We start from the raw sequence: 24,735 nt of genomic DNA, 5'->3' as shown, positions 1-24,735 counted from the left end.
GCTGCTCCCTACCGTCGAGTCATGACAGCAGCCATCTCCGTGTCCGGCCTGCGCAAGGCGTTCGGCCGGACCCTCGCGCTCGACGGTCTCGACCTGACCGTCCGCGCCGGCGAGGTCCACGGGTTCCTCGGGCCCAACGGCGCCGGCAAGACCACGACGCTGCGCATCCTGCTCGGACTGCTGCGCGCCGACTCCGGCAGCGTCACCCTGCTCGGCGGTGACCCGTGGAAGGACACCGCGGCGCTGCACCGGCGACTGGCCTACGTGCCGGGAGACGTGACGCTCTGGCCGAACCTCACCGGCGGTGAGGTGATCGACCTGCTCGGAAGGCTGCACGGCGGTCTCGACCTCGCTCGCCGGGCGGACCTGGTCGACCGGTTCGAGTTCGACCCGACCAAGAAGGGGCGCGCCTGCTCTTCGGGCAACCGGCAGAAGGTCGCGCTGATCGCGGCGCTGTCCTCCCACGCCGACCTGTTGATCCTCGACGAGCCGACGGCCGGCCTGGACCCGCTGATGCAGGCCGTCTTCGAGGACTGCGTCGCAGAACAACGCCACGAGGGCAGGACGGTGCTGCTCAGCAGCCACGTCCTGGCCGAGGTGGAGAAGCTCTGCGACCGGGTGAGCATCATCCGGCAGGGCAGGACGGTCGAGACCGGCACCCTCTCCGAACTCCGGCACCTGACCCGCACGTCGATCACGGCCGAGCTGACCCAGCCACCGGACGGGCTGGCCGCATTGCCCGGCGTGCACGAGCTCCGCGCCGTGGGCACGCGACTGCACTGCCAGGCCGACACCGACCAGCTGGACGACGTCCTGCGCCAGTTGAGCACGCTCGGCGTGCGCAACCTCGTCTGCCGGCCACCGACGCTGGAAGAGCTGTTCCTGCGCCACTACGGGGTGACGGCGTGAACGGCGTGGGCGGACTGGTCCGGCTCGCTCTGCGGCGCGACCGGATCCTGCTGCCGGCGTGGCTGAGCATGTTCGTCCTGCTCGTCATCGCCTCCGCCGCGGCGACCAGGGACATGTTCCCGACCACGGAGTCGGTCGCCGCCGCGGCCACCACGATGAACGGCACTCCGGCCCTCGTCGCGGTGTACGGGCGGATCTACGACCCCACGTCCGTCGGTGCGCTGGCGATGCTGAAGGCGCTGGGCACCGGCGCGGTGATCCTGGCCGTGTTCTCGATCGTGCTGGTCGTGAGGCACACCCGTTCCGACGAGGAGACCGGCCGCCGGGAACTGCTCGGTGCCGGTGTGGTCGGCAGGCACGCCCCGCTGACGGCCGCACTCGTCGTCGCGGCCGGGACCAACGTCGTGCTCGCACTGGTCACCTCGCTCAGCCTGATGGGCGCGGGCCTGCCCGTGGAAGGTTCTCTCGCGTTCGGTGCCGCGTGGTTGAGCGTCGGTCTGGTCTTCACCGCGGCCGCCGGAGTCACGGCGCAGATCGCGAGCACGACCAGGGGCGCCATCGGCGTCGCCGTCGCGGTGCTGGGCGTCGCGTTCCTCCTGAGGGCGCTGGGGGACACCACGGGACCGCGGTGGTTGTCCTGGCTGTCGCCCCTGGGCTGGGGCCAGCAGTTCCGGCCCTTCGCGGGGAACCGCTGGTGGGTTCTCGCGGTCGCGGCCGGGTTCACCGTCCTGGTCGCGACCGCCGCACACGTGCTGGTGGCCCGTCGCGACCTCGGCGCGGGACTGCTGCCCGACCGCCCCGGTCCGGCGACCGGAACGCTGAGCGGAGCCTTCGGGCTCGCCTGGCGGCTGCAGCGCGGTCCGCTGCTGGGTTGGACCACCGGTTTCGTCGTCTACGGCATCCTCGTCGGCAGCATCGCGGGCGGCATCGGCGACATGACGGGCAGTCCGGAAGCCGAGGAGTTCTTCAAGCGGCTCGGCGGGGACAACACGCTCACCGACGCCGTCTTCGCCGCGATGTTCGGGATCCTCAGCGTGATCGCGTCGGCCTACGGGGTCCAGGCGGTCATGCGGCTGCACCACGAGGAAACGAGCCTGCGGGCCGAACCGCTGCTCGCCTCCTCGGTCAGCCGGTTGCGCTGGGCCGCGGGCCACGTCGCGATCGCGCTCGGCGGGGTCGCGGTGCTCCTGCTCAGCGCGGGGCTGCTGGCAGGATCGGTGCACGCGGCACAGGCGGGTGACTTCTCCCTGGTGGGCGAGGTGCTGGCCGGCGCGCTGGTCCAGATCCCGGCAGCCTGGGTGCTCGTGGGCGTCGCGGTCGCCGGATACGGTCTCGCACCGCGGCTGGCGGTAGCGGGCTGGACGGCTCTGGCGGTCTTCCCGCTGCTCGGCGAGCTGGGCCCGGTGTTCGGCTTCGACCAGTGGCTGATGGACCTGTCGCCGTACGCGCACGTGCCGAAGGTGCCGAGATCCTCCGTCACGGCGGCACCGTTGCTGTGGTTGCTCCTGGCCGGCGCCGCCGCAACGGGTGTGGGGCTGGTGGGTCTTCGCAGGCGTGACGTCGCTTAGACGGTGGCGCGCGTCTGGCCTGCGATCTCCAGGTCTTCGCGCGCCACCACCACGAACACGTCGAGCTCGTGCAGGAATGCGAGCTTGCCCACGACCTCGTCCCGCAGCAGGGCGTCGTGTTCACCGACGCCGCCGGTGAACACGAGCACGTCGACCCCGCCGAGCGAGGCGGTCATCGCGGCGATCGACTGGCACAACCGGTGCACGTACACCGCCAGCGCCAGCGCGGCCTGCTCGTCGCCCGCCTCGGCGGCACGGCGCACGTCCCGCATGTCGCCTCCGGTGCCGCTGAGGCCGGCCAGACCGGCCCGGTGCTCCAGACCGGCTTCCAGCTCGTCGAGCGGCAGGCCGGTGCGCAGCAGCCACACCAGCAGGCCGGGGTCGACGTCGCCGCTGCGGGTGGCCATCACGAGTCCCGCCAGCGGGGTGAAACCCATCGTGGTGTCGACGCACCGGCCACCCTGGACTGCGGCGAGCGACGCCCCCGCACCCAGGTGGCAGCTGACCACTCGTGCGTTCGGCGAACCGGCGAGCTCAGCGGCACGGCGCGATGCGTACGCGTGTGACAGACCGTGGAAGCCATACCGCCGCAAACCCCACTTCTCCCTCCACTCCGAAGGCAGGGCGTAGGTCGTGGCGTGCGCGGGCATCGTCGCGTGGAACGCGGTGTCGAAACACGCCACCTGCGGCACGCCCGGCAACACCTCGGTCACCGCGTCGATGCCCGCCAGTGCGCGCGGCTGGTGCAACGGCGCCAGCGGGGTGAGGCGCTCGAGCGCGGCGCGCACGTGGACGTCGATCGAGATGGGCTCGGTGAACTCCGCCCCGCCGTGCACGACCCGGTGTCCCACGGCGTCGATCGGCGGTACCGAGCCGAGGAAGTCCCGCAAGGGACCGGCTTCGGCGTTCCAGCGCTCGACGTGGTGCTCGGCGAGGACGGTGTCGTCCCCGCCGAGCACGGACAGCTTCAGGCTCGACGAGCCCGCGTTCACGACGAGCACGGTCCCGGTCGTGGTCACTGCCACGTCCAGTCGCGAACTTCGGGCAGGTCTTCGCCGTGCTCGCGGATCCAGGCGTGGTGCCGAGCGCGCTGGTCCTGCATGTGCTGGCGAAGCCGGGCGGCTTTCGGGCCCAGGCCGGGAACGCGGTCGATGACGTCGGTGACGAGCCGGTAGCGGTCCATGTCGTTGAGCACCAGCATGTCGAACGGCGTCGTGGTGGTGCCCTCCTCCTTGTAGCCGCGGACGTGCAGGTTGCGGTGGTTGGTACGGCGGTAGGTCAGCCGGTGGATGAGCCACGGGTAGCCGTGGTAGGCGAAGATCACCGGCTTGTCGGTGGTGAACAACGCGTCGAACTCGCGGTCGGGCATGCCGTGCGGGTGCTCGGTGTCGGGCTGCAGTCGCATCAGGTCGACCACGTTGACCACGCGGACCCGCAACGACGGCAGGTGCTCGCGCAGCAGTTTCGCCGCGGCCAGCACCTCGACGGTCGGTGCGTCACCGGCGCACGCCAGCACGACCTCGGGCTCCTCGATGCCGTCGTCGGTGCTGGCCCACTCCCAGATGCCGGCCCCGCGCGTGCAGTGCAGGACCGCCTCGTCGACGTCGAGCCAGTCCGGCGTCTCGTTCTTGCCGGCCACGATGACGTTGACGTAGTCCCTGCTGCGCAAGCAGTGGTCGGCGACCGACAGCAGGGTGTTGGTGTCCGGCGGCAGGTAGACGCGGACGACCTCGGCCTTCTTGTTCATCACGTGGTCGATGAACCCGGGGTCCTGGTGGGAGAAGCCGTTGTGGTCCTGGCGCCACACGTGCGAGCTGAGCAGGTAGTTCAGCGACGCGATCGGACGGCGCCATTCGAGCTTCTTGTGCGTCTTGAGCCACTTGGCGTGCTGGTTGAACATCGAGTCGATGATGTGGATGAACGCCTCGTAGCAGTTGAACAGCCCGTGCCGGCCGGTCAGCAGGTAGCCCTCCAGCATGCCCTGGCACAGGTGCTCGGACAGCACCTCGACCACGCGGCCGTCGTGGACCAGGTGCTCGTCGACTGGCAGCGTCTCTGCCTGCCACTGCTTCCCGGTCACGTCGTACACGGCGTCGAGCCGGTTCGACGCGGTCTCGTCCGGCCCGAAGATCCGGAACGAGCGGGCGTCCGCGTTGAGCGCCACGACGTCGCGCAGCATCCGTCCGAGCACCCTGGTCGGTTCGGAGTGCGTGGTGCCGTGCTTCACGACCTCGGCCGCATGTGCGCGGATGCCCGGCATCTTGAGTTCCCGCAGCAGGAGTCCGCCGTTGGCGTGCGGGGTCGCGCCCATCCTGCGGTTGCCGTCCGGCACCAGTTCGGAGAGTTCCGCACGGGGTGCGCCGTTCTCGTCGAACAGCTCTTCCGGCAGGTAGCCGCGCAGCCAGGACTCCAACTGGGCCAGGTGATCCGGGTTGTCCCGGACCCCGGCGAGCGGCACCTGGTGCGCCCGCCAGGTGTTCTCGACCGGCTTCCCATCCACTTCGGACGGACCAGTCCAGCCCTTCGGGGTGCGCAGCACGATCATCGGCCAGCTCGGCCGGTCGGTGCGGGACTTGATCCGCCCGAGCTCGTCCACGATCCGGTCGAGCACCTCGGCCATCCGCGCGTGCATGAGCTCCGGATCGTCGCCCGCGACGTAGAACGGTGTGTAGCCGTACCCGCGCAGCAACGCGTCCAGCTCGTCCTCCGGGATGCGCGAGAGCAGGCTGGGATTCGCGATCTTGTAGCCGTTGAGGTGCAGGATCGGCAGTACGACGCCGTCGCGCTGCGGGTTGAGGAACTTGTTGGCGTGCCAGCTGGCGGCGAGCGGTCCAGTCTCGGCCTCGCCGTCACCGACCACGCACGCCACGATCAGGCCGGGGTTGTCGAACGCCGCCCCGAACGCGTGCGCCAGCGAGTACCCCAGCTCACCACCCTCGTGGATCGAGCCGGGCACCTCCGGTGCCACGTGGCTCGGCACACCACCGGGGAAGGAGAACTGCCGGAACAGCGTGCGCATGCCGTCGCCGTCGCGCGGCACGTCCGGGTAGGTCTCGCTGTAGGTGCCCTCCAGCCAGGTGTTGGCCAGCAGTGCAGGACCGCCGTGCCCGGGACCCGTCACGAACAGCACGTCCAGATCGCGTTCCTTGATGATCCGGTTGAGGTGGGCGTAGACGAAGTTCAGGCCCGGTGTGGTGCCCCAGTGCCCGAGCAGCCGGGGCTTGATGTGCTCCGGAGCGAGCGGCTCGGTCAGCAGGGGGTTGTCCATCAGGTAGATCTGGCCCGCCGACAGGTAGTTGGCGGCCCGCCAGTACGCGTCGACCAGCGACAGGTCGGCGTGGGACATGACGCACTCCTCTTGCTCGATGTGCCTCCAACGGTGCTGTCTGAACGCATCCAGGAACAGGGACCCAGGTCCCGCCCAGGCGGGCTCTTTCGGACCTGTCCACGGGTTCTGTCCGAGAGCGAGAGTGCGGATGTCACTTCGATGGAGGTTGAGCATGAAGCACGCAGGCGCGGCGGAGATCGGCAACGTCGTGGTCGAGCTCGACGGCCCTGTCTCGGACCGAGCAAGGCACTACGCCCGAGACAAGATCGCCCCGCTGGCGCGGTACGCGCCGGAGCCCACCGAGTTCGCCCACGTGCGGATCTTCAAGACGGGACCGCGCACGTTCGCCGTGCACGCCAACCTCGACGTCAACGGCACGCCTGTGGTGGGCAAGGCCCAGGCCGGCACGGCCGAGGAGGCGGTGGACGCGGTTCAGGACCTGCTGCACACGCAGTTGCTCAGGATGCGCAACTGACCGCACCGGCGAGCGACGGTGCGAAGGCTCCGAGCCTGGGCACCGTCGCGTGGTCACCGGGGCGTTGCGCGGAGGTCGAGCAAACGGATCCTCGTTGCCTGCAGCCGGTTCAGCAGCGCGTCGACCAAGATCAGCGACAGCTGGTATCCCAGCGCCGGGTCCTCGTCGGCGAGCCGGCGCACCGCTCCGGTGTCGATCACCGCGGCTCGCGCCGCCGACACGACCGAGGCGCCGAAGTGCCACCGGTACGGCGGCACGAGCCAGGACCAGCCGACCAGCTCGCCGGGGCCGATGCTCTGCAGTGTGACCCGTTCGTGCGGCAGCACGGCGGTGTCCACCAGGACACATCCGGACAACACGATCCAGCACTGGTCGGCGAGGCCGCCCTCGTCGAAGAGCCGGGTTCCCGGCTCGTAGGTCTCGATCCTGCTGACCCCGGCGATCGCCGCACGTCGGGTGTGCGACAGGTTCGTGAACAACGGCAGCGTGTCCAGCTCCGTCATCGGAATGGTCATGCTGCTGGAACTGTTGGAGGAAAAGGAAAAGAGACGACACGAGCACACTCGCACGCCGTCCGGCCGGTGGCCTTCTGCCCGATCTCTGGGAGATCTTCGACGCGACGTGGCCGTTCGGGACCAGGAACCCGATGCACATCGAGTACTTCCCCGAGGACGGCACCTACGTCCTGCGCGCCGAGCTGCCCGGCTTGGACGCGGCGAAGGACATCGACGTGAGCGCCGCGAACGGCGTCCTCACGATCGCCGCTCAGCGGGAGGAGGCGAAGAGGGAACAGCACCGCACCGAGTTCCGCTACGGCTCGTTCGCCCGGACCGCGTCGCTGCCCGTCGGCGCGGACACCGAGAAGATCTCGGCCGAGTACAAGCGCGGTGTCCTCGAGGTCCGCGTGCCGATCGCGGCACCGCCGGAGGAGCATGTCGGGTGTGCGGACACCGGCAGACGTACCCAGGCACAGCGCGACCGGCGGCAGCACGGCTCCAGCGGGCCGCAGTGATCGGTGCACGACGTCCTCCTACAGCGTCGAATACGGCTCGTCGCGCTCGATCGACTGGGTGACCTGGGGCTTGTTCGAGCGCTGGCGGCCCTGGTGCGCCAGTTCGTCGACGAAGTGCTCCTGGCGTTCCGCACCCCGGTAGCGCGCCAGGACCGTCATCGTGATCGCGTGGGCGATGGCCAGCAGGAGGAGCACGATCCCGAGTTTGGTCACGAGCTTCTGCAGGTCGCCGTCGACCGGGAGGTCGACCGTGGAGACCAGCGCGACCAAGCCGAGCACGATCAGGGAGAACAGAGTTGTGGTGAGCCAGCTCGCGGCGGTGCTGAGGCCGGGGTGGTCGTCGTCGCCGAGGTACTTGCGCCCGCTGACCGTGATGATCACGGCGTCGACGACGACCAGCATCGTGCTGACCACGAGGAAGGCGATGTAGCTGTCGGTGTCCATGCCTCCAGCGTCGAGGTGGAGGCGGTGCCGGACCAGGGACCTGTGTCCCGGCCCGCCACGGGCCTTCCGCTGCCTCGTCCGGACGACCGTCGTGGACCCGAGGGGACGACGAGGATCAGACCCTGATGTCGCGCCGTTCGAACGCCAGCGCGGCACCGGTCACCAGGGCCGCGGCGAGCCCGGCGATGCCGAGCCAGTTCGGGTGTCCGTTCAGGGCGTCGGCCACCGCGGCGTGGTGGAACGGCGACAGCACCCGCCACGGCCGCAACGCCTCCGACAGAGCGGAGACGGCGTCGAGCAGATAGCTCAGCAGAGCCAGCCCGACCGGTACCGCGACGGCGAGGCCCGGTCTGCCGGTCGCCGCACCGATGAGCAATGCCAGAGCGCCGAACGGCAACGCCACCACCACACTCGCCGCGACCGCCGCGACCATGTCCGGCCACGGGACTCCGAGCCCGGCCAGACCGCTGCCCACGACGAGCACCGCACCGAACCCCACGGCGACGACCGCGACCGACACGAGCACCGCCGCGGCTTTGTCCAGCAGCAGCCGGGTGCGGGAGATCGGGTTGGCCGGCAGGAGGTCCATCCGTGTGCGCCTTCTGCTGCGTACGCCGCAGCCGCGACCGGCCTGCGACGCGTTGCTGATCGAGTCGACCTACGGAGACCGCCGGCACGACGACGCCGCGGCCACCACCCTGTTCGCCGAGACGATCCGCCGCACCGCTGCACGAGGCGGCAGCGTGCTGATCCCGGCCTTCGCGGTGGACCGGACCGAGGTGATCCTGGTCGAACTGACCAGACTGGTGCGGGCGGGGGAGATCCCGGACCTGCCGGTGTTCGTGGACAGCCCGATGGCGCTCGCGTCGCTGCGGGTCTACCGGCAGGCGGTGGCAGCGAACTGGCCGGAGATCCGTCCCGAGCTGAGGAACGGCGAGGACGCTTTCGATCCCGGCAGGCTGGCCGAACTGCACACGGCCGCGCAGTCGATGCAGGCCAACGACCCGAAGCGGCCGTCGATCATCATCTCGGCGTCGGGCATGGGAACCGGTGGCCGGGTGCTGCACCACCTGAAGTCCATGCTGCCCGACAAGCGCCACACGGTCGTGGTCGTCGGCTACGCGGCGGTCGGCACCCGCGCCCGGCACCTGGTCGACGGCGCGCGGGAGATCAAGATCCACGGCCGGTACGTGCCGTGCGGGCCGAGGTGCAGGTGCTGGACGCGTTCAGCGCGCACGCCGACGCCGACGAGCTGCTGGCATGGGCGACCAGCGGACCGGCTCCGGCGACGACCTACGTCGTGCACGGCGAGCCGGACAGCGCCGGTGTCCTCGCCGAGCGACTGGGAACCGAGCACGGCTGGACCGCCGTGGTCCCGGAAGAGGGCGAGCGAGTACTGGTGTGAACCGGGTCGAGCGGAGGTCGCCGGCGGTGCGGCGTCCGCTCACGAGCGCGAGTTCGTGGGTTCCATGAGCAGTTCGGTGACCGGCCGTCGGGGCGTGGCCGGCACCGGGGTGCTGTAGCCGATCCGCAGCAGGGTGTGGGGCACCAGCATGCTTCCCAGCGCTCGCCGCAGTTCCTCCCGCACCGGGCGAACTTCCACCGGCTGGGACATGAACGACGCGGAAAGCCCCAGGGTGGTCGCGGTGAGAAGCACTCGTTGCATCGCCTGACCGGCTTGGACGTCGGCGAGCTGACCGTTGTAGTGCGAACACACCACCGCCACGAGCGGGTTCGACTCGTAGTCCTTGCCGGCCACGCGTTCGGCGGCCTGGAAATCACGGAAGATCCACTCGTCCTGGGTCTCCGGCCGGAAACCGGCCGACGCCGGCGGTATGCCGTCGGTGGCGTCAGGGCGGTCTCCGGTGAAGGACTCGAGTTCTGCCCGCACGCCGGGGTCCTCCTGCTGGAGGAGATGAGCGCGCCGCACGAGGCCTTTCATCCTGGCGACCTCCTCGCGGGTGTCGACCACGTACAACCAGGACCGTTCCAGCTCGGCCGCGCGGACGAGCGCGTGCCGGTGACGTCCATCCACACCGGACTCGAAGAACGGGCGCCGGTTGGTGCGGCGCCGCGGCACGGCCTTGAGCAGAGCCCGCATCTCGTCGTCCGGCCGGAGCACGCCGCCGCGGCGCACGACGGCCAACGCACCGGGCGCGTCCTGGCCGGGAAGGATGGTGACCAGTGGGCGGATTCCGAATCCCTGCAGGGCGAGGCGGAGGTTGAACAGCGCGGCACCGCAGGCCAGCCGCAGTTCATGGCCGTCGGGGTCTGTCGCGGCAAGCCGGCGGTCGTGGTCCGGGTGCAGCTCTATGCGATCCGGAAGCACCCTGAACCGCCATGGCTGCGAGTTGTGGACGGACGGCGCGAGCGATGCGGACGTCAGCGCCAACCGAACCTGTTCCGGCGTCAAGCCCAACGTCGCGGTCACCTCGGCCATACCCCGTCACCCCATCAGCGTGCTCGTCGTACTCGGTCCCGCCACTCTCATCTGTCGATGCGGCGGTCCCCAGCGCCGAAGGTCCCGATCTTGCAGGGACCCCTTGGCGTCCCAGTGAGGTCGTGCCAGGCTCATGGACCATGACGGGTCCAGCAGAGAGCCAGTCGCGCAGCCTCCTCGGCGGGTTGAGGCTGGACGACTTGCTCGACGAGATGCGCGAGCGGCTGGCCGAGATCGGATCGACGCGGGACAAGATGCAGGGCCTTCTCGACGCCGTGCTGGCGGTGGGAGCCGGCCTGGAGCTGGACTCCACCCTCCAGCGCATCGTCCAGGCAGCCGTCGAGCTCGTCGGGGCGCAGTACGGGGCCCTGGGCGTCCTGGGCCAGCGGGAGAACCTCTCCCAGTTCGTCTACGTGGGAATCGACCCGGAGACGCGGTCGCACATGGGGCATCTGCCGGAAGGCAAGGGCCTGCTCGGACTGCTGATCAAGGACCCGAGGGCGATCCGCCTGCACGACCTCGCGGAACACCCGGCCTCGGTCGGCTTCCCTCCGAACCACCCGCCGATGCACAGCTTCCTCGGCGTGCCGGTGCGTGTCCGCGACGAGGTGTTCGGCAACCTCTACATGACCGAGAAGAAGGGTTGCACCGACTTCACCCCGGACGACGAGGTGGTGCTGGCCGCGCTGGCAGCGGCCGCGGGCGTCGCCATCGAGAACGCCCGTCTGTTCGAGCGGTCACGGCTGCGAGAGCGCTGGCTGGAGGCGACCGCGGAGATCAACTCGCAGCTCCTCGGCGGCGCGTCGGCCGATGACGCCCTCCAGCTCATCGCGCACCGCTCGCTGGAGCTGGCCTCGGCCAACTCGTCGGTCGTCCTGCTGGCAGAAGGGTCACAACAGCGACTGCGAGCCGTGGCGCAGGCCGGTGCGCAGCTGGTCGACGAAACGATGGACCCGGCGGGGACGATCCTCAGCGAGGTGCTGGAGTCGGACGTACCGGTGCTGGTCGAGGACCTGGACGGCCTGTTCGGCACCGATGGATCCGAACCGGGTGCCTGCGTGGTCGTGCCCATGCGCGCGGGCACGACGGTGACCGGCTTGCTGGTGACGGTGCGGGAGAAGGGGGCGGTGGCGTTCGGGCCGGACCTCATGCCGCTGCTCGCCTCTCTGGCCGACCAGGCGGTGGTCGCGCTGGAGTTCGCGGAGAACCAGAGGGCGCGGCGGCAGGTGGACGTGCTGGAGGACCGTGACCGCATCGCCCGCGATCTGCACGACCACGTCATCCAGCGGCTGTTCGCCACCGGCATGAGCCTGCAGGGCGCGTTGATGTGGGTGAACCACCCGGAAGCGAAGCGTCGCGTGCAGAAGGCCGTGAACAGCCTCGACGAGACAGTGCTGGAGATCCGCACCTCGATCTTCGACCTGCAGGCGGCGGATGACGACACCGGTCTGCGGCGCAGGCTGCTCGGCATCGTCGCCGAGCTCACCGAGAGCACACCCGTCTCACCCGCGGTGCGGATGAGCGGCACGATCGACAACCTCGTTCCCGACCACATCGGCGAACACGCCGAGGCCGTGGTCCGCGAGCTCGTCAGCAACGGACTCCGGCACGCGCACGCCACCGAGATGACGCTCACCGTGGAGGCGAGCGACGTCTTGGTCATCAGCATGGTCGACAACGGGGTGGGCATGCCGCCACACGTCGCCCGCAGCGGCCTCAGGAACCTCGAACAGCGCGCGGCGGGCTACGGAGGCACCTGTACCGCCTCGGCCGAAGCGGGTGGCGGGACCAGGGTGATCTGGCAGGTACCGCTGGATTAACCGTCCTCGCGCGGCGCCGGCTTGCTGCTCAGCTTGGAGGCGAGCACGGCCGCCTGCGTCCGCCGTTCCAGACCCAGCTTCGCGAGCAGGTGCGACACGTAGTTCTTGACGGTCTTCTCGGCCAGGAACATCTTGTCCGCGATCTGTTTGTTGGTCAGTCCCTCGCCGATGAGGTCGAGCACGGTGCGTTCCTGCTCGGTGAGCATGCGCACCGGGTCGCCCTGCTCTCGTTCCCGCCTGATGCGGTTCAACAGCGCGGCCGTCGAGCGCGCGTCCAGCAGTGATCCGCCGGCTGCCACGGTCTGCACGGCGTGCACGAGGTCGCTGCCGACGATGCGCTTGAGCACAAAACCCGACGCCCCCGCCATGATGGCGTCGAACAGCGCCTCGTCGTCGGTGAACGAGGTGAGCATCAGGCACTTGAGGTCCGGCACGCGCGACAGGAGCTCGCGGCACAGCTCGATCCCGTTGCCGTCGGGCAGCCGCACGTCGAGCACCGCGACGTCCGGTTCCACCGCGGGAACCCTCGTCAGGGCCTCGGTGACCGAGGAAGCCTCGCCGACTACCTCAAGGCCCTCCTGGGCGCTCAGCAGTTCCCTGATCCCGACTCGAACCACCTCGTGGTCGTCCACCAGGAACACGCGCGCGACCATCACGACCACCTCTCCGTCACCGACACCTGATGAACCATCCTCCAGCAGGACGGGCCGTCACAGGGACCAAAGACTCTGATCATCGAGAGCGCAAGGTCTTGCGGACGCGGTCGAACTCGTCCACGTCGATCTCACCCTTGGCCAGGCGCTCCTCGAGGATGCGCAGGGCGGTCCCGTCGTGTCTGCGCAACAGGACGACGACCACCGCCAGCAGCCCGCCCCAGAACACGATCATGGCCAGCGTCATCAGGACGATGCCACCCCAGCCCATCGGGGAACCGTAGTACGGGTGCATGACGTGTCCCTCACTTCCCCGGCTGTGCCGCGACGGTGGCCCCGAGGTCGTTCAGAGCCGCGTCGAGGAGCAGGTGCGCGAGGTCCGCCAACGCCCGCGAGGCAGCGAGTTCGTCCCCGATCTCCGGGACGTCGCTGTCGGTGGGGTTGAGCCGGGCCAACCCGACGCCGACCAAGTGGGTGTCGTCCGCGGTGTGCAGGCGCGCCTCCGCCCTGGTGCTGGACTCGTGCTCGTCGATGTGGATGTCGACCGTCCACTTCTTGGCGGTGCTCATGGGACCTCCTCGCTCGGGAGTTCCAGAGTCCGGCGTTCCACCTCGGCGCGCGCAGAGTCGAACGACCCTCGCGGGGCGAGACTCTGCGCCCTGTCCGGTACGCCGCCGCCGGCCGGATGGTCGAGGTATGCGCTGGAGTGCCGCCGAAGCGGCGGAAATCGTGGAAGCCGCCAGGAGAGCGCCCGTGTACAGCGGGAGCAAGCCGTGGGTGCTGGAGCTGCACGGCCGGTCCGTCTACCTGTACGAGGTGCCGCACAGGTCGTCGCACGACCCGCTGGGGATGGACCGCCTGCTGACGTGCGGTGCCGCGCTGGAGCACGTCGTGCTGGCCGTCCGTGCGGCCGGGTGGCACGCCAAGATCGTCTTCCCGCACGACCACGCGAACCCGGACCTCGTCGCGGTCGTGAAGGCGGACCGGCGCGAACCGCCCAGGCCCGACGAACTCCGTCAGCACCGGGCGACGACGTTCCACGAGGGCACGGGTGACGGCGAAGCCCGTGACCTCGTCACCGCCAACCACTGGGCCGGCACCGAACTGCACCCCGTCGACGACGGCACGCTCGTGGTGGTGACGGTCGGAGACGGGCGTGCGGACCACGTGCGCGGCGGAGCCGCGTTGCAGGGCGCGGTGCTCGCCGCGCGCTCCGCCGGGATGAGAGTCCGGCCTGTCGTCCACCTCATGCACCGGCAGCAGTGGCGGGCCGGACTGGTGGAGCGCCACGGTCTCGCGGGCTTCCCGCAGGCCGTGCTGGTCGTCGGTGCCAAGGACCCGGATGGTGCGGGACCAACGGCAGCGTCTTCCGGTGCGGCGCACTCCTAGCGTCGAAAGCGGAGAAGGGAGGAGCGCCATGCGTGCTCGCGACATCATGACCAGTCCGGCCATCACGGTGACCCCGGAGGTGCCCGTGCGCGGCGCCGCGGCGTTGCTCGTGTCGCACGGCTTCACCGCTTTGCCGGTGGTCGACGAGGACAAGAGGCTCGTCGGCATCGTCACCGAGGCCGACCTGCTGCGCAACGGCTACGTGGACGAGACCCGCGGCAGCACGGTGGGCGACGTGATGACCACGCCCGCGTTCGCGATGGACGCCGAGGCGACGGCGGAGGTCCTCGCCCGCACCATGCTCGACGACCGCGTGCGGTGCGTCCCGATCGTGGACGGCTCGGAGGTTCTCGGCGTCGTCACGCGCCGCGACCTGGTGCGAGCCGTCGCGAGGACGGACACGACCGTGTCGGCAGAGGTCCAGCGCGTGCTCGACCTGTACGGCGGCGGTCGCAAGTGGACGGTCGTCGTCGAGGACGGTGAAGCCGTGATCGGCGGCCAGAACGCGGACGAGGAAACCGAACGCGTGCTCAACGCCCTCGCCGGCTCGGTGCACGGTGTGCTCCGAGTCCGCGTCCTGACAGGAGGACAACGATGAAAGGACCCTCGGCCCCGGTCGTGGTCGGCGTCGACGGCTCGTCGTCCGCACTCGCCGCGGTGAGATGGGCCGCCGACGACTGCGCCCGCCACCACGCCCCGTTGCGCCTGGTGCACGGATACGCCCTGCCGGTCAGAGGCTACCCGGAGATCGTCATGACCGGACTGGAGCTGCGGCAGGCGATCGAGGACCAGGCACACGGCTGGCTCACCGAGGCGGTCGCGGCCGCGCGGGCCGTGGCGCCCGACATCGAGCTGACCACCGAAGTCGTCTGCGACTCGGCGAACCACCTGCTGATCGAGGAGTCGCGGGAGGCGCGGCTGATGGTGCTCGGCTCGCAGGGGCTCGGAAACGTGACCGGCCTGATGATCGGCTCCACCGCGCTCGCCCTCGCCTCACACGGGAAGTGCCCTCTGGTGGTGGTCCGGGGCACCGAGGTGCCCGGCGGCCCGGTCGTGGTCGGAGTGGACGGTTCGCCGACGAGCGAGGCCGCGCTGGCGTTCGCCTTCGAGGCAGCGGCGATGCGGCAGGCGCCGCTCACCGCGATCCTGTGCTGGCAGGACTTCATGGTGGAGAGCGCGTACAGCGCGTCGCGGTTCACCGTGAACTGGGGCCAGGTCGAGGCGGAGGAACAACGACTGCTGGCGCAGCGGCTGGCCGGGTGGCAGGAGAAGTACCCGGACGTGGCGGTGCACCGGGTGGTGCTGCGGGACCGGCCGGTCCGCGCACTGATGCGGTACGGCGCCGAGGCGCAGCTCGTGGTCGTGGGCAGCCACGGGCACGGCGGGTTCGCCGGCATGCTGCTCGGTTCGACGAGTCAGGCGATGGTCTACCACTCGCCGTGCCCGCTGGCGATCGTGCGGCCTGCCTGAGGCCGCCGGTCCGGTGCGAGCCGTGGCTCCTTCCGCAGGGGAGCCACGGCTCGCACGATGAACGTTGGTTGCGCTATCACCGCATGGCGCGCGGCGGGATGACGACGACCGGGCATTCTGCGTGCTTGAGGCACTTCGCGGCCACCCCGCCCAGCAGCGCCTGCGTCAGCGCGCCCCGGCCGTGCGTACCGATCACGAGCAGTGCCGCGTGCTTGGACGCTTCCGCAAGATGACCGGCCGCGTCGCCGACGACCACGGTCTCGGCGACGTCCGGTGCTCCGGGCACGGTGGCACGGGCCTGCTCGACGGCGTCGTGCAGCTCCTGCGCCGGGTGCCGCTGCGGCCGTTCGCCGTAGGGGTGCAGGCCCATCGACGTAGCCGGTACGAACACGGGTTCCCGGTGGTAGGCCAGCATCGCCTCGACTCGCGCACCGAAGCGCGCGGACTCCTGCAACGCCCACCGCAGCGCGGCGTTCGACTCGGTGGACCCGTCCACGCCCACCAGGATCACGGGTGTCCTCATCGCCTTCTCCCATCGCTCACCACGAGCGTCGCCGCCGCGGGAAGCAGCGGGCAGGGACGAACGTCACGAAGCCGCTGAGCCCATCCGCACTGCTCCGGCGCGCTGTGACGGCGAACGCTCGGTCGGGGACTTCGAGCGGGAGGTGTGACGGTGAAAGCGACGACGGGTGACTGGCTGGTGGTCGACCACGGCGGCCGACGCGGGTTGATCGTCGAGGTGCGCCACGAGGACGGGATGCCGCCCTACCTGGTGCGATGGCTCGACGACGGGCACGAGGCGCTGGTGTTCCCCGGACCGGACGCGCACGTCGTCACGGCGGAGGACGAGGCGGCACGGCTGCGCGCGGGCTGAGCGGTGGAGCTCACCGCCGCGCTCGTCCACCTCGCGACGGCGCTCGCGATCGGGCTGTTGCTGGGGGTGGAGCGCGAGCACGACAACGCGCGCGACTCCACCAGACCAGCGGGCTCGCGGACGTTCCCGCTGATCGCGCTGGCCGGTGCGGTGGGTGCGGCGCTGGGGCCGGTCGCGCTGGGTGTCGCGCTCGCCGCGGTGGCGGCGCTGGTGATCGCCTGGTACCTGCGCACCTCCGAGCCCGGAGCGACCACCGAGATCGCGGCGTTGACCGCGTTCCTGCTGGGTGCGCTCGCCTGGCAACGGCCCGAACTCGCGGTGCCCGCCGGGGTGGTGGTCGCAGTGCTGCTGGCCGCGAAACGCCCGTTGCACCGCTTCGCCCGCAACGTGGTGAGCGACCGGGACGTGCGCGACGCGATGATCCTCTTCGTCGTCGCGTTCGTGGTGCTGCCGCTGCTGCCGAACCGGCCCCTGGGCCCGTACGGTGTCCTGAATCCGGCGCGGGTGTGGTGGCTGGTCGTGGCCGTCACGGTGATCGGCTGGGCCGGGTACGTCGCCGCGCGGGCTTTCGGTCAGCGCTGGGGACTGCTCGTGACGGGGTTCGCGGGCGGGTTCGTGTCGGGGTCGGCAACCACCGCGGTGATGGGCCGGAAGTACCGGGCCGCCGGCGCAGCGGCGTTTCCGGGCGCAGTGGCCGTGAACGTCGCCACGCTCGTCCAGATGGTCGCGGTGACGGCGGTGGCGAGCCCGCCGGTCGCGCTGCGGCTGCTGCCCGCGGCCGGTGCCGGTGCCGCCGTCCTGCTCGTGGAGGTCACCTGGCTCGTGTGGCGGACGAGACCGGCGGAGGACGACGAGGCCGCGACGAACAGACCCATGTCGATCAAGGCGGCGGTGAGCCTGGCCGCGATCTTGGTGTTGTTCCTCGTCGTGACCCGTGCGGCAGCCGACTGGCTGGGTGGTGGGGGAGTGGTCGCCGCCGGTGCCCTGGGTGGTCTCGCGGATGCCCACGCCGCCGCCATCGCGGCTGCTTCTCTCGCCCCGCAGTCGATTCCCGTGCACACGGCAGTGGTGGCGTGCGGTGCCGCGCTGGCGACGAACACCGTCGTGAAGCTCGTTCTCGCCACTGCCACCGGCGGGCCGCGGTTCGCGCTGCGCCTGGGTGCCTGGCTCACACCGGCTGTGGCGGCGGTGGCGTTGGGCATGGCCTGGTAGGACGAAGGTCCCGGACCCCGCGGGACCCCGGCCACTCACCGCCCGTCTCCCGGCCCGCGAGGCTGGAGTGCATGAGCGAGAAGGAATCCCGGCCCGTGGTGGTCGGTGTGGACGGATCACCCGCCGCTCGCAAGGCCCTCCGCTGGGCGGTGGACGACGCACGGCGGCGCGGGTGCCGGGTCGACGCGGTGTCCGCGTGGCGCCCGGACAACGGCATCGTCATCGGGACGTTGCCCGCCGAGATCGGCCTGCGGATGTCGCCGGAGAACGTGCGAGCCGCCCGGCAGGCCGAGCTCGACCAGGCCGTGCAGGGGTTCGAGGGCGTCGAGATCCGCCCCGTTCTCGTCGAGGGCGACCCCAGGGCGGTTCTGGCGGAGGCGTCCGAGCACGCCGAGCTGCTCGTCGTGGGCAGCCGGGGTGCCGGCCCCATCGCCGAGGTGGTCCTCGGCTCGGTCAGCTCCTACTGCGTGCACCACGCGTTCTGCCCCGTGGTGGTGATCCGCGAGCCGAAGGTCGAGCAGGAGCACCCGGCGACCTCGGTCGCCGCGCCCCTGACTCCGGGACCGCTGCTGTGAACACCCGTACCGCCCATCTGTTCCTGGCCGCCGTGGTGCTCGTCACCACGGCGGGAGGAGTGGTGTGGCTGCGGGACCCGTCGAGTGCGCGGATCTGGTGGGCCGCCGCGACGGTCCTCGCCATCCTCCCCGCGGTCTGGTGGGTGATCGACGACCTGCGCGCGAGGCGGTTCGGCGCGGACGTGCTGGCGGTGCTCGCCCTGGTGGGAACGCTCGCGGTCGGGGAGTACCTCGCGGGCGCGGTCGTCGCGGTCATGATCGGTACCGGGCACGCCCTGGACGAGTACGCGCGACGGCGGGCCCACCGGGACCTGAGCGCGCTGCTGGAGCGCGCACCGCGGCACGCGCAGGTGCGTGAGGGCGGCGACCTGCGCCAGGTCGAGGTCGACGCGGTCGAACCCGGTGACGTCGTCGTCGTACGTGCTGGTGAGGTCGTTCCCGTGGACGCCGTGCTGCTCGCGGACGCGACGTTCGACGAGTCGGCGCTCACGGGAGAGCCGGAACCGGCGGCACGCCTTCGCGGTGAACGGGTGCGCAGCGGCGTGGTCGCCGTGGGGGTCGCGGTCGACCTGCGGGCCACCGCGACGGCGCGGGACAGCACCTACGCCGGCGTCGTGCGGCTCGCCGAGGAAGCGGCCGCCACCAGCGCGCCGATCGTGCGCATCGCCGACCGCATCGCCGCGGTGTTCCTGCCCGTGGCCGTCGCGGTCGCGGGACTGGCCGTGCTGATGACAGGCGAGTGGGACCGGGCGGTCGCCGTGCTGGTGACCGCCACCCCGTGCCCACTGCTCCTCGCGGTACCGGTGGCGATCACGGCCGGCATGTCGCGCTCCTCGCGCAACGGTGTCGTCCTGCGTGACGGCCGGGCTTTGGAGGCGCTGGGCAGCGCGCGGATCGCGGTGCTCGACAAGACCGGCACGGTGACGATGGGAAGACCGGTCGTGGTCGACGTCGTGCCGGCACCCGGCTGGACGACGCACCGGGTGCTGGCGACCGCGGCCGCCGTGGAGCAGTTGTCCGCGCACGCGCTGGCCTCGGCCGTGGTGGAGGCGGCGAGGACGGCCGGTGTGCCGTTCGAACCTGCGCAGGACGTGCGTGAGCGGCCTGGACACGGCGTCCACGGGCGCGTCGGGTCTTCCGAGGTGTTCGTCGGCGACCACGACGGGGCACTGGCCGAGGACTGGGAGCACGCGGTCGCGGGCAGGGCCTTGCTGGACGCGTCCACCCCGGTGTGGGTGAAAGCCGACGGGAGGTTCGTCGGCGCGGTGCTGCTGCGGGACCCGGTGCGCAGGGAAGCGGCGAGGACGGTGCGGCGCCTGCGTTCGGCGGGGCTGCGCCGGGTGGTGATGCTGACCGGCGACCGGCTGGCCGTCGCCCAGGACGTCGCGCTCCTGCTGGGGCTGGACGACGTGGTCGCGCGGTGTGCTCCCGAGGACAAGGTCGCGCGCGTTCGCGAGGAACGCGCCGGTGGTGTGACCGTCATGGTCGGCGACGGCATCAACGACGCGCCGGCACTGGCCGCCGCCGACGTGGGCGTGGCGCTGGGCAACAAGGGGAGTGCCGCGGCCGCGCAGGCCGCCGACGCGATCATCCTGGACGACCGCATCGACCGGCTGGCCGACGGCGTGGACATCGCTGCCCGCGCCAGACGCATCGCCACACAGAGCGCGGCCTCCGGCATGGGACTCGCACTGGTGGCGATGGGGTTCGCCGCGTTCGGCCTGCTTCCCGCCGTCGGCGGTGCGCTGGTCCAGGAGGCGATCGACTCGGCCGTGATCCTGTACTCCCTGCGAGCGCTTCTCCCGCCGCGGCGCGCGAAGTTGCGCTCCGCCACGACCAGGTTGCTGGCGCGGTTCGACGCGGAACACGCCGGGCTGCGGGAAGCACGAGACGCGGTCCGGGAAGCGGCCGACAGTTTGCGCACGGGCATGAGCGTGGAAGCGGACGAGGCCGTGCACCGGGCGCATCGGCTCCTCACCGACCGGTTGCTGCCCCATGAACGAGCCGAGGAACACGAGCTCTACCCGGCGCTGGCCGCGGAGTTCGGCGACCAGGAGGCCACGGTGACGATGAGCCGGGGCCACGCCGAGATCGAACGGCTGGCGCGGCGGCTCGGCAGGCACCTCAGCGAGTCCGGCGGCATGTCCGCGGACCAGGTCGACGACCTGCGCGCCACGCTCTACGGCCTGGATGCCGTGCTGCGCCTGCACTTCGCGCAGGAAGAAGAAGGCTACTTCGTGCTCGCCGAGCCCCGCTGAAAGAGGACGGACATGGAACTGCAAGTGGTGCCGGTGCGGGCACTCCTCACCGACGGCACCGTCGTGACGGTGCGCGAGCTCGGACCGGGCGACGTGACGGCGCTGCTCGACCTGCACCGGTCACTCCCGACCGAGGACCGGTACCTGCGCTTCTTCAGCACGTCTCCGCGGCAGCTCGAGGACTTCGTGCAGCGCATGGTGTCGCCGGACGAACCCGGCCACGTGGTGGTCGGAGCGTTGCGCGGTGACGAACTGCTCGGCGCGGCCAGCTACGTGGTCACCGGTGCGTCCGACATCGCAGAGGTGGCGCTGGTCGTGTCCCACGCCGAACAGGCCCACGGTGTCGGCACGCTGCTGCTGGAACACCTCGTGTCGCTCGCTCGCGGCCGCGGTCTGCGCCGCTTCACGGCCGAGGTGCTCACCATCAACTTCCGGATGCTGCGGGTGTTCACCGACATGGGGTTGGTGTGGACGGTCGTGTCCGACGGCGACGTCGTGCACGTCGACCTCGGACTGCAGCCCTGCGAGCGCTACCTCGACGCGGTGGCCGAGCGCGAGCGGGTCGGGGAGGTCGCGAGTCTGGCCCACGTGCTGCGGCCCGGCTCGATCGCGGTGGTCGGCGCCGGTCGTTCCCCCGGCTCGGTGGGACATGCCGTGCTGCGCAACCTGGTCGAGGGTTCGTTCACCGGCGACCTGTACGCGGTCAACCCGCACACCGAGTCGGTCGCGGGAGTGGACTGCTACGCCTCGGTGACCGAACTGCCCGAGGCACCGGAGCTCGCCGTGGTCTGCGTGCCGGCGAAGGCGGTGCCCGGCATCGCCGACGAATGCGGTCGTCGCGGAGTGCGGGCGCTGGTCGTCATCTCCTCCGGTGTGGATGCCGAGGAGCTGCTCGAACCGGTCCGCGCTCACGGCATGCGGTTGGTCGGCCCGAACTGCCTGGGCGTCGCCACGAGCGCGCCTGCCGTGCGGATGAACGCCACGTTCTCCGCGAACGGCACGCTCGCGGGTCACGTCGGCCTGGTCACCCAGTCCGGCGGGATCGCCATCGCGGTCCAGGAGGAGCTGGCACGCCTCGGCCTGGGCCTGTCGGGACTCGTGTCGACCGGGGACAAGCTCGACATCAGCAGCAACGACCTGCTGATGTGGTGGGGGCAGGACGCGGAGACCCGGATCGTCGCCCTGTACCTGGAGTCCTTCGGCAACCCGCGCAAGTTCGCCCGCCTGGCACGTGAGGTCGCCGGCCACAAACCCGTCCTCGCCATCCGATCGGCCACGAGCGAGGCGGGGCAACGCGCCGCCGCCTCGCACACAGCGGCGACCGCGACGCCGTCGGTCACCCGCGACGCCCTGTTCCGGCAGGCAGGCGTGATCGCCGTCGACAGCGTTCCCGAGCTGGTCGACGCGGTGATGGCGCTGAGCTGGCAACCGGTTCCCGGTGGCCGGTCGGTGGCCGTGCTGAGCAACGCGGGCGGTCTCGGCGTGCTGGCCGCCGACGCCTGCGTGCACGAGGGCCTGCGAATGGCCGAGCTGTCGGAGACGACGATGAAGGAGCTGCGGAAACTGCTGCCCGCCGCGGCGAGCACGCACAACCCGGTCGACACGACAGCGGTGGTCGACGAGGCCGAGTTCACCACCTGCCTGGACATCGTCGCCGCGGACCCGGCCGTGGGCGCGATCATCACCGTGACCGTGCCGACCGCGCTCGGCGATCCGACCGGGGGAGTGCACCGCGTCCACGGCAAACCGGTGCTCGCGGTGCGCACCGGCCAGACCGAGTGCCTCCCGGGCGACGTGCCGTGCTTCGCCGAGCCGGCCCGTGCCGCGGCGGCGCTGGCCCGGCTCGTCGAACGCGCCGAATGGCTCGACCGGCCGAGGGACTTCACCGATCTCGGCGGGATCGACCTGGAGACCGCGCAGGGTGTGGTCGCCAGGAACAGCGAGGGCTGGCTCCCGCCGGACGAGGTGGTGCGGCTGCTGAAGGCGTTCGGCCTGCCCGTCCTCGGCGGAACGCTCGCCACCACCGCAGAGCACGCCGTCGCCGCCCAGCGGACCTTCGGCACACCGGTCGCCCTCAAGGCCTTGGCGGACGACCTGCTGCACAAGAGCAAAGGCGGTGGCGTGGAACTCGGTCTCGGCGAAGGCGCCGTGGCGGAGGCGTTCCGCGGGTTCCAGGAACGGTTCGGCGACCGGTTGCGCGGCGTGTTCGTGCAGCCGATGGCAGGTGGAGGCCGGGAGCTGCTGGTCGGTGTCGTGACGGACCCGAAGTTCGGGCCGCTCGTCGTCACCGGCCTCGGTGGCGTGGACACCGACCTGGTGGACGACCGCGCCGCCGCCCTCGCACCACTGTCCACAGCGGACGCCGACGATCTCGTGCACGGGTTCCGCGCAGCCGGCCGCGTTCTCGCGGACGTGGACGCGGAGGCGGTGCGCGACGTGCTGATGCGCGTCGCCGAGCTCGCCGCCGCTCTGCCCGAGGTCGCGGAGCTCGACATCAACCCGCTCGTCGTGACCGGCACGGGCTGCCTGGTCGTGGACGCGAGGGTGCGTGTGGCCGAGATCCGGCGGACGGACCCGTTCCTGCGGCAGCTGAAGCACTGACAAGAGGAGGACGACATGAGCACGACTTCGGCCCCGATCGTCGTGGGTGTCGACGGGACACGGGCATCGGAACGCGCGCTGAGGTGGGCGATGGACGAGGCGGTCGTGCGCGGCTGCCCGCTGAACGTCGTCAACGCGTGGAACTACGAGCCACTGGCGGACTGGCGGGAGGTCACCGCGGCGCAGGCCGGGAAGGAGTCGGAAGCGCTGCTCGACGAGGCACTGCGGATCGTCTCGGCTGGGCGCACCGAGCTGCCCGAGATCATCCGGCACAGCCGGCGGGGCTATGCCGCCGAGGTGCTGGAGGCGGCGTCGGAAGGCGCGGCGATGCTGGTCGTGGCCTCGCGCACCGGCCACCCGATCCGGCAGTTCGTGCTGGGCTCGACCAGCCTGCACTGCGTGCGGCACGCCCACGCCCCGGTCGTCGTCATCCCCGTCGCGGACCGCGAGCTCGCCGAGGTGACGTCGTGAGGGCCGGGAACGTGGTGACCAGACCGCTCGTGACCGTGGGACCGCGTGACTTCGCCCGGCACGCTGAAGGCTTGATGGACGACTACGGCCTCGCGGTGCTGCCCGTCGTCGACCAGGGCGTGTTCCTGGGCATCGTCACGAAGCCCGGCTGTGCGGGCGGTGCGGACGCCGTGCCTCCGCTCCACGTCGAACAGGTGATGACCCCGCCGAAACTGACCGCCGGCGCGGAGATGGACGCCGAGACGCTCTTCACCGCCATGAGCTTCTACGAGGTCTCCTGCGTGCCGATCCTCCGGGACGGGCAGGTGCTCGGCATGGCCACGACGCGAGACGTGCTCGAGGCGATCAGCCACGACGATCCCCACCTGCGAGCCGAGCATGCCGGTCACCACGGCTGAACGGGAGGACGTCGCCCATCACGGCCTGCCGGTACCCGAGGTCGTCGTGCTCGCGGAGACCGACCAGGACACCGGCCTGACCACGGCGCAGTGGCGGCGGCGGATCGCCGACCTCGGGCCGAACGAGCTGCCACAGCGGCGCGGGCAGAGCTGGGTGGTGCGGCTGGTCCTGCAGCTGCACCACCCGCTGATCTACGTCCTGCTGGCGGCCGCGTCGATCACCGCGGTCCTCGGCGAGGTCGTGGACGCCTCCGTGGTGTTCGGCGTCGTCGTGGTCAACGCGATCATCGGCTTCGTCCAGGAGGCGCGTGCCGAGAAGGCACTGGACGCACTGGTGGCGATGGTGCGCACCGAGGTGACGGTGGTGCGTGACGGCGTGCCGGTGCGTGTGCCGTCGGCGGAGCTGGTGCCCGGCGACGTCGTCCTGCTCGACGCCGGTGACCAGGTGGGGGCGGACGTGCGCCTGGTCGGGGCGCGTGAGCTGAGGGTCGACGAGTCGGCGTTGACCGGTGAGTCCGCGCCGTCCGCCAAGAACCCGCTCGTGCTGCCACCGGACACGGCGCTGGCGAATCGGGCGAACATGGCCTTCTCCGGAACACTGGTGACCTCCGGCAGCGGCCGGGGGATCGTGGTGGCCACCGGCGCGGAGACCGAGATCGGCCGCGTGCACCGGCTCGTGAACACGACCACGTCCGTGCAGACACCGCTGACCCGCAAGCTCGCGCACTTCAGCCAGGTGCTGACGGTCGTGATCCTGGGACTGGCCGCGTTCAGCGTCGTGGTCGGCGTGCTGCGCGGAGAACCGGTGGCGGAGATGGTGACGGCGGCGGTGGCCCTC

Annotated in this window: 27 protein-coding genes and 1 pseudogene; 18 read left to right on the top strand and 10 right to left on the bottom strand. The window is 71.0% G+C overall.

All coding sequences use genetic code 11. The features are described 5' to 3' along the window. Nucleotides 1–21 precede the first annotated feature (21 nt). Together VF330_RS17510 and VF330_RS17505 are read left to right on the top strand one after the other, a co-directional pair. A complete protein-coding gene (locus VF330_RS17510) occupies nt 22–909 on the top strand; it encodes an ABC transporter ATP-binding protein (RefSeq protein ID WP_330852675.1) in 888 nt (295 codons plus the stop codon). Next, nucleotides 906–2,477: an ABC transporter permease gene (locus VF330_RS17505; RefSeq protein ID WP_330852674.1), complete on the top strand. Its 1,572-nt coding sequence runs from the start codon at nt 906–908 to the stop codon at nt 2,475–2,477. The genes VF330_RS17510 and VF330_RS17505 overlap by 4 nt, the downstream gene beginning before the upstream one ends. Here the strand turns inward: VF330_RS17505 and VF330_RS17500 are convergent. Further along, nucleotides 2,474–3,496: an acetate/propionate family kinase gene (locus VF330_RS17500; RefSeq protein WP_330852673.1), complete on the bottom strand. Its 1,023-nt coding sequence runs from the start codon at nt 3,494–3,496 to the stop codon at nt 2,474–2,476. The two genes, VF330_RS17505 and VF330_RS17500, sit on opposite strands and share 4 nt — an antisense overlap. Then, a complete protein-coding gene (locus VF330_RS17495; protein ID WP_330852672.1) occupies nt 3,493–5,823 on the bottom strand; it encodes a phosphoketolase family protein in 2,331 nt (776 codons plus the stop codon). Before VF330_RS17495 ends, VF330_RS17500 begins: the two co-directional genes overlap by 4 nt. Before the next feature lie 154 nt (nt 5,824–5,977). Here VF330_RS17495 and VF330_RS17490 point away from each other — a divergent pair, with 154 nt between their 5' ends. After that, complete coding sequence (locus tag VF330_RS17490; protein ID WP_330852671.1) at nt 5,978–6,280, top strand: HPF/RaiA family ribosome-associated protein; 303 nt, start codon at nt 5,978–5,980, stop codon at nt 6,278–6,280. A gap of 53 nt (nt 6,281–6,333) precedes the next feature. Here VF330_RS17490 and VF330_RS17485 read toward each other — a convergent pair whose 3' ends face one another. Next, on the bottom strand, nt 6,334–6,795 hold the full coding sequence (locus tag VF330_RS17485; protein ID WP_330852670.1) for a cyclic nucleotide-binding domain-containing protein: 462 nt from the start codon (nt 6,793–6,795) through the stop codon (nt 6,334–6,336). A gap of 131 nt (nt 6,796–6,926) precedes the next feature. Here VF330_RS17485 and VF330_RS17480 point away from each other — a divergent pair, with 131 nt between their 5' ends. After that, nucleotides 6,927–7,292, top strand: coding sequence for an Hsp20/alpha crystallin family protein (locus tag VF330_RS17480; RefSeq protein WP_330852669.1), 366 nt, complete (start codon nt 6,927–6,929; stop codon nt 7,290–7,292). Between the two features lie 18 nt (nt 7,293–7,310). Here the strand turns inward: VF330_RS17480 and VF330_RS17475 are convergent, their stop codons facing one another. Both VF330_RS17475 and VF330_RS17470 read right to left on the bottom strand, forming a co-directional pair. Further along, complete coding sequence (locus tag VF330_RS17475) at nt 7,311–7,736, bottom strand: hypothetical protein (protein WP_330852668.1); 426 nt, start codon at nt 7,734–7,736, stop codon at nt 7,311–7,313. A 115-nt stretch (nt 7,737–7,851) separates the two neighbouring features. Further along, on the bottom strand, nt 7,852–8,325 hold the full coding sequence (locus tag VF330_RS17470; protein WP_330852667.1) for a hypothetical protein: 474 nt from the start codon (nt 8,323–8,325) through the stop codon (nt 7,852–7,854). Between VF330_RS17470 and VF330_RS17465 the strand changes: the two are divergent. Together VF330_RS17465 and VF330_RS17460 are read left to right on the top strand one after the other, a co-directional pair. Further along, nucleotides 8,291–8,827 (top strand): annotated as a pseudogene (locus tag VF330_RS17465) (MBL fold metallo-hydrolase); the annotation flags it as partial. The gene VF330_RS17470 and the pseudogene VF330_RS17465 overlap by 35 nt on opposite strands. A 104-nt stretch (nt 8,828–8,931) precedes the next feature. Beyond that, the gene (locus VF330_RS17460; protein WP_330852692.1) at nt 8,932–9,141 is read left to right on the top strand and encodes an MBL fold metallo-hydrolase RNA specificity domain-containing protein; all 210 of its coding nucleotides are present in this window, start codon (nt 8,932–8,934) and stop codon (nt 9,139–9,141) included. A gap of 39 nt (nt 9,142–9,180) precedes the next feature. On the opposite strand, the gene VF330_RS17455 is transcribed toward VF330_RS17460, so the two are convergent. Beyond that, nucleotides 9,181–10,176 carry an Acg family FMN-binding oxidoreductase gene (locus tag VF330_RS17455; RefSeq protein WP_330852666.1) on the bottom strand — a complete coding sequence of 332 codons (996 nt, stop codon included), beginning with the start codon at nt 10,174–10,176 and terminating at the stop codon, nt 9,181–9,183. Between the two features lie 140 nt (nt 10,177–10,316). Between VF330_RS17455 and VF330_RS17450 the strand changes: the two genes are divergently transcribed. Then, nucleotides 10,317–11,996, top strand: a complete 1,680-nt coding sequence (locus VF330_RS17450) for a GAF domain-containing sensor histidine kinase (RefSeq protein WP_330852665.1) — start codon at nt 10,317–10,319, stop codon at nt 11,994–11,996. Here the strand turns inward: VF330_RS17450 and VF330_RS17445 are convergent. The 3 genes from VF330_RS17445 to VF330_RS17435 all read right to left on the bottom strand — a co-directional run bounded on the left by VF330_RS17445 (nt 11,993) and on the right by VF330_RS17435 (nt 13,218). After that, nucleotides 11,993–12,649, bottom strand: coding sequence for a response regulator transcription factor (locus VF330_RS17445; protein ID WP_330852664.1), 657 nt, complete (start codon nt 12,647–12,649; stop codon nt 11,993–11,995). The genes VF330_RS17450 and VF330_RS17445 overlap by 4 nt on opposite strands. Before the next feature lie 79 nt (nt 12,650–12,728). Further along, nucleotides 12,729–12,944 (bottom strand): SHOCT domain-containing protein, encoded by a 216-nt coding sequence (locus tag VF330_RS17440; RefSeq protein ID WP_330852663.1) that lies wholly within the window; start codon nt 12,942–12,944, stop codon nt 12,729–12,731. A 10-nt stretch (nt 12,945–12,954) separates the two neighbouring features. Then, nucleotides 12,955–13,218 (bottom strand): dsRBD fold-containing protein, encoded by a 264-nt coding sequence (locus tag VF330_RS17435; protein ID WP_330852662.1) that lies wholly within the window; start codon nt 13,216–13,218, stop codon nt 12,955–12,957. A gap of 184 nt (nt 13,219–13,402) precedes the next feature. On the opposite strand from VF330_RS17435, the gene VF330_RS17430 reads away from it, so the two are divergent. Genes VF330_RS17430 through VF330_RS17420 form a run of 3 tightly spaced genes read left to right on the top strand, consistent with a single transcriptional unit; the run spans nt 13,403 to nt 15,508 of the window. Then, complete coding sequence (locus VF330_RS17430) at nt 13,403–14,038, top strand: hypothetical protein (protein ID WP_330852661.1); 636 nt, start codon at nt 13,403–13,405, stop codon at nt 14,036–14,038. Nucleotides 14,039–14,066: 28 nt separating this feature from the next. Further along, the gene (locus tag VF330_RS17425) at nt 14,067–14,636 is read left to right on the top strand and encodes an HPP family protein (protein ID WP_330852660.1); all 570 of its coding nucleotides are present in this window, start codon (nt 14,067–14,069) and stop codon (nt 14,634–14,636) included. Beyond that, complete coding sequence (locus tag VF330_RS17420) at nt 14,633–15,508, top strand: universal stress protein (protein ID WP_330852659.1); 876 nt, start codon at nt 14,633–14,635, stop codon at nt 15,506–15,508. The genes VF330_RS17425 and VF330_RS17420 overlap by 4 nt, the downstream gene beginning before the upstream one ends. Before the next feature lie 76 nt (nt 15,509–15,584). Here the strand turns inward: VF330_RS17420 and VF330_RS17415 are convergent, their stop codons facing one another. After that, nucleotides 15,585–16,031: a universal stress protein gene (locus VF330_RS17415; protein ID WP_330852658.1), complete on the bottom strand. Its 447-nt coding sequence runs from the start codon at nt 16,029–16,031 to the stop codon at nt 15,585–15,587. 150 nt (nt 16,032–16,181) lie between these two features. On the opposite strand from VF330_RS17415, the gene VF330_RS17410 reads away from it, so the two are divergent. The 8 genes from VF330_RS17410 to VF330_RS17375 all read left to right on the top strand — a co-directional run. Continuing rightward, nucleotides 16,182–16,382, top strand: coding sequence for a DUF1918 domain-containing protein (locus VF330_RS17410; protein WP_330852657.1), 201 nt, complete (start codon nt 16,182–16,184; stop codon nt 16,380–16,382). Between the two features lie 3 nt (nt 16,383–16,385). Then, entirely contained in the window at nt 16,386–17,594 is a 1,209-nt protein-coding gene (locus tag VF330_RS17405; RefSeq protein ID WP_330852656.1) for an MgtC/SapB family protein, read from the top strand. A 71-nt stretch (nt 17,595–17,665) separates the two neighbouring features. Further along, nucleotides 17,666–18,169 carry a universal stress protein gene (locus VF330_RS17400; RefSeq protein WP_330852655.1) on the top strand — a complete coding sequence of 168 codons (504 nt, stop codon included), beginning with the start codon at nt 17,666–17,668 and terminating at the stop codon, nt 18,167–18,169. Next, nucleotides 18,166–20,427, top strand: a complete 2,262-nt coding sequence (locus VF330_RS17395; protein ID WP_330852654.1) for a heavy metal translocating P-type ATPase — start codon at nt 18,166–18,168, stop codon at nt 20,425–20,427. Before VF330_RS17400 ends, VF330_RS17395 begins: the two co-directional genes overlap by 4 nt. Nucleotides 20,428–20,439: 12 nt before the next feature. After that, nucleotides 20,440–23,028, top strand: a complete 2,589-nt coding sequence (locus tag VF330_RS17390) for a GNAT family N-acetyltransferase (protein ID WP_330852653.1) — start codon at nt 20,440–20,442, stop codon at nt 23,026–23,028. 15 nt (nt 23,029–23,043) lie between these two features. Next, a complete protein-coding gene (locus VF330_RS17385) occupies nt 23,044–23,499 on the top strand; it encodes a universal stress protein (protein ID WP_330852652.1) in 456 nt (151 codons plus the stop codon). Then, on the top strand, nt 23,496–23,897 hold the full coding sequence (locus VF330_RS17380) for a CBS domain-containing protein (protein WP_330852651.1): 402 nt from the start codon (nt 23,496–23,498) through the stop codon (nt 23,895–23,897). The genes VF330_RS17385 and VF330_RS17380 overlap by 4 nt, the downstream gene beginning before the upstream one ends. Then, nucleotides 23,878–24,735, top strand: an 858-nt coding sequence (locus tag VF330_RS17375) for a cation-transporting P-type ATPase (protein WP_330852650.1), incomplete at its 3' end; no start/stop codon positions are given. The genes VF330_RS17380 and VF330_RS17375, both read left to right, overlap by 20 nt.

Origin of the sequence: Lentzea sp., assembly GCF_036380075.1 — a bacterium.
Lineage (GTDB): Bacteria > Actinomycetota > Actinomycetes > Mycobacteriales > Pseudonocardiaceae > Lentzea.
Note: the sequence above shows the minus strand (reverse complement) of the source record. Positions and strands in the feature narration are given on the sequence as shown.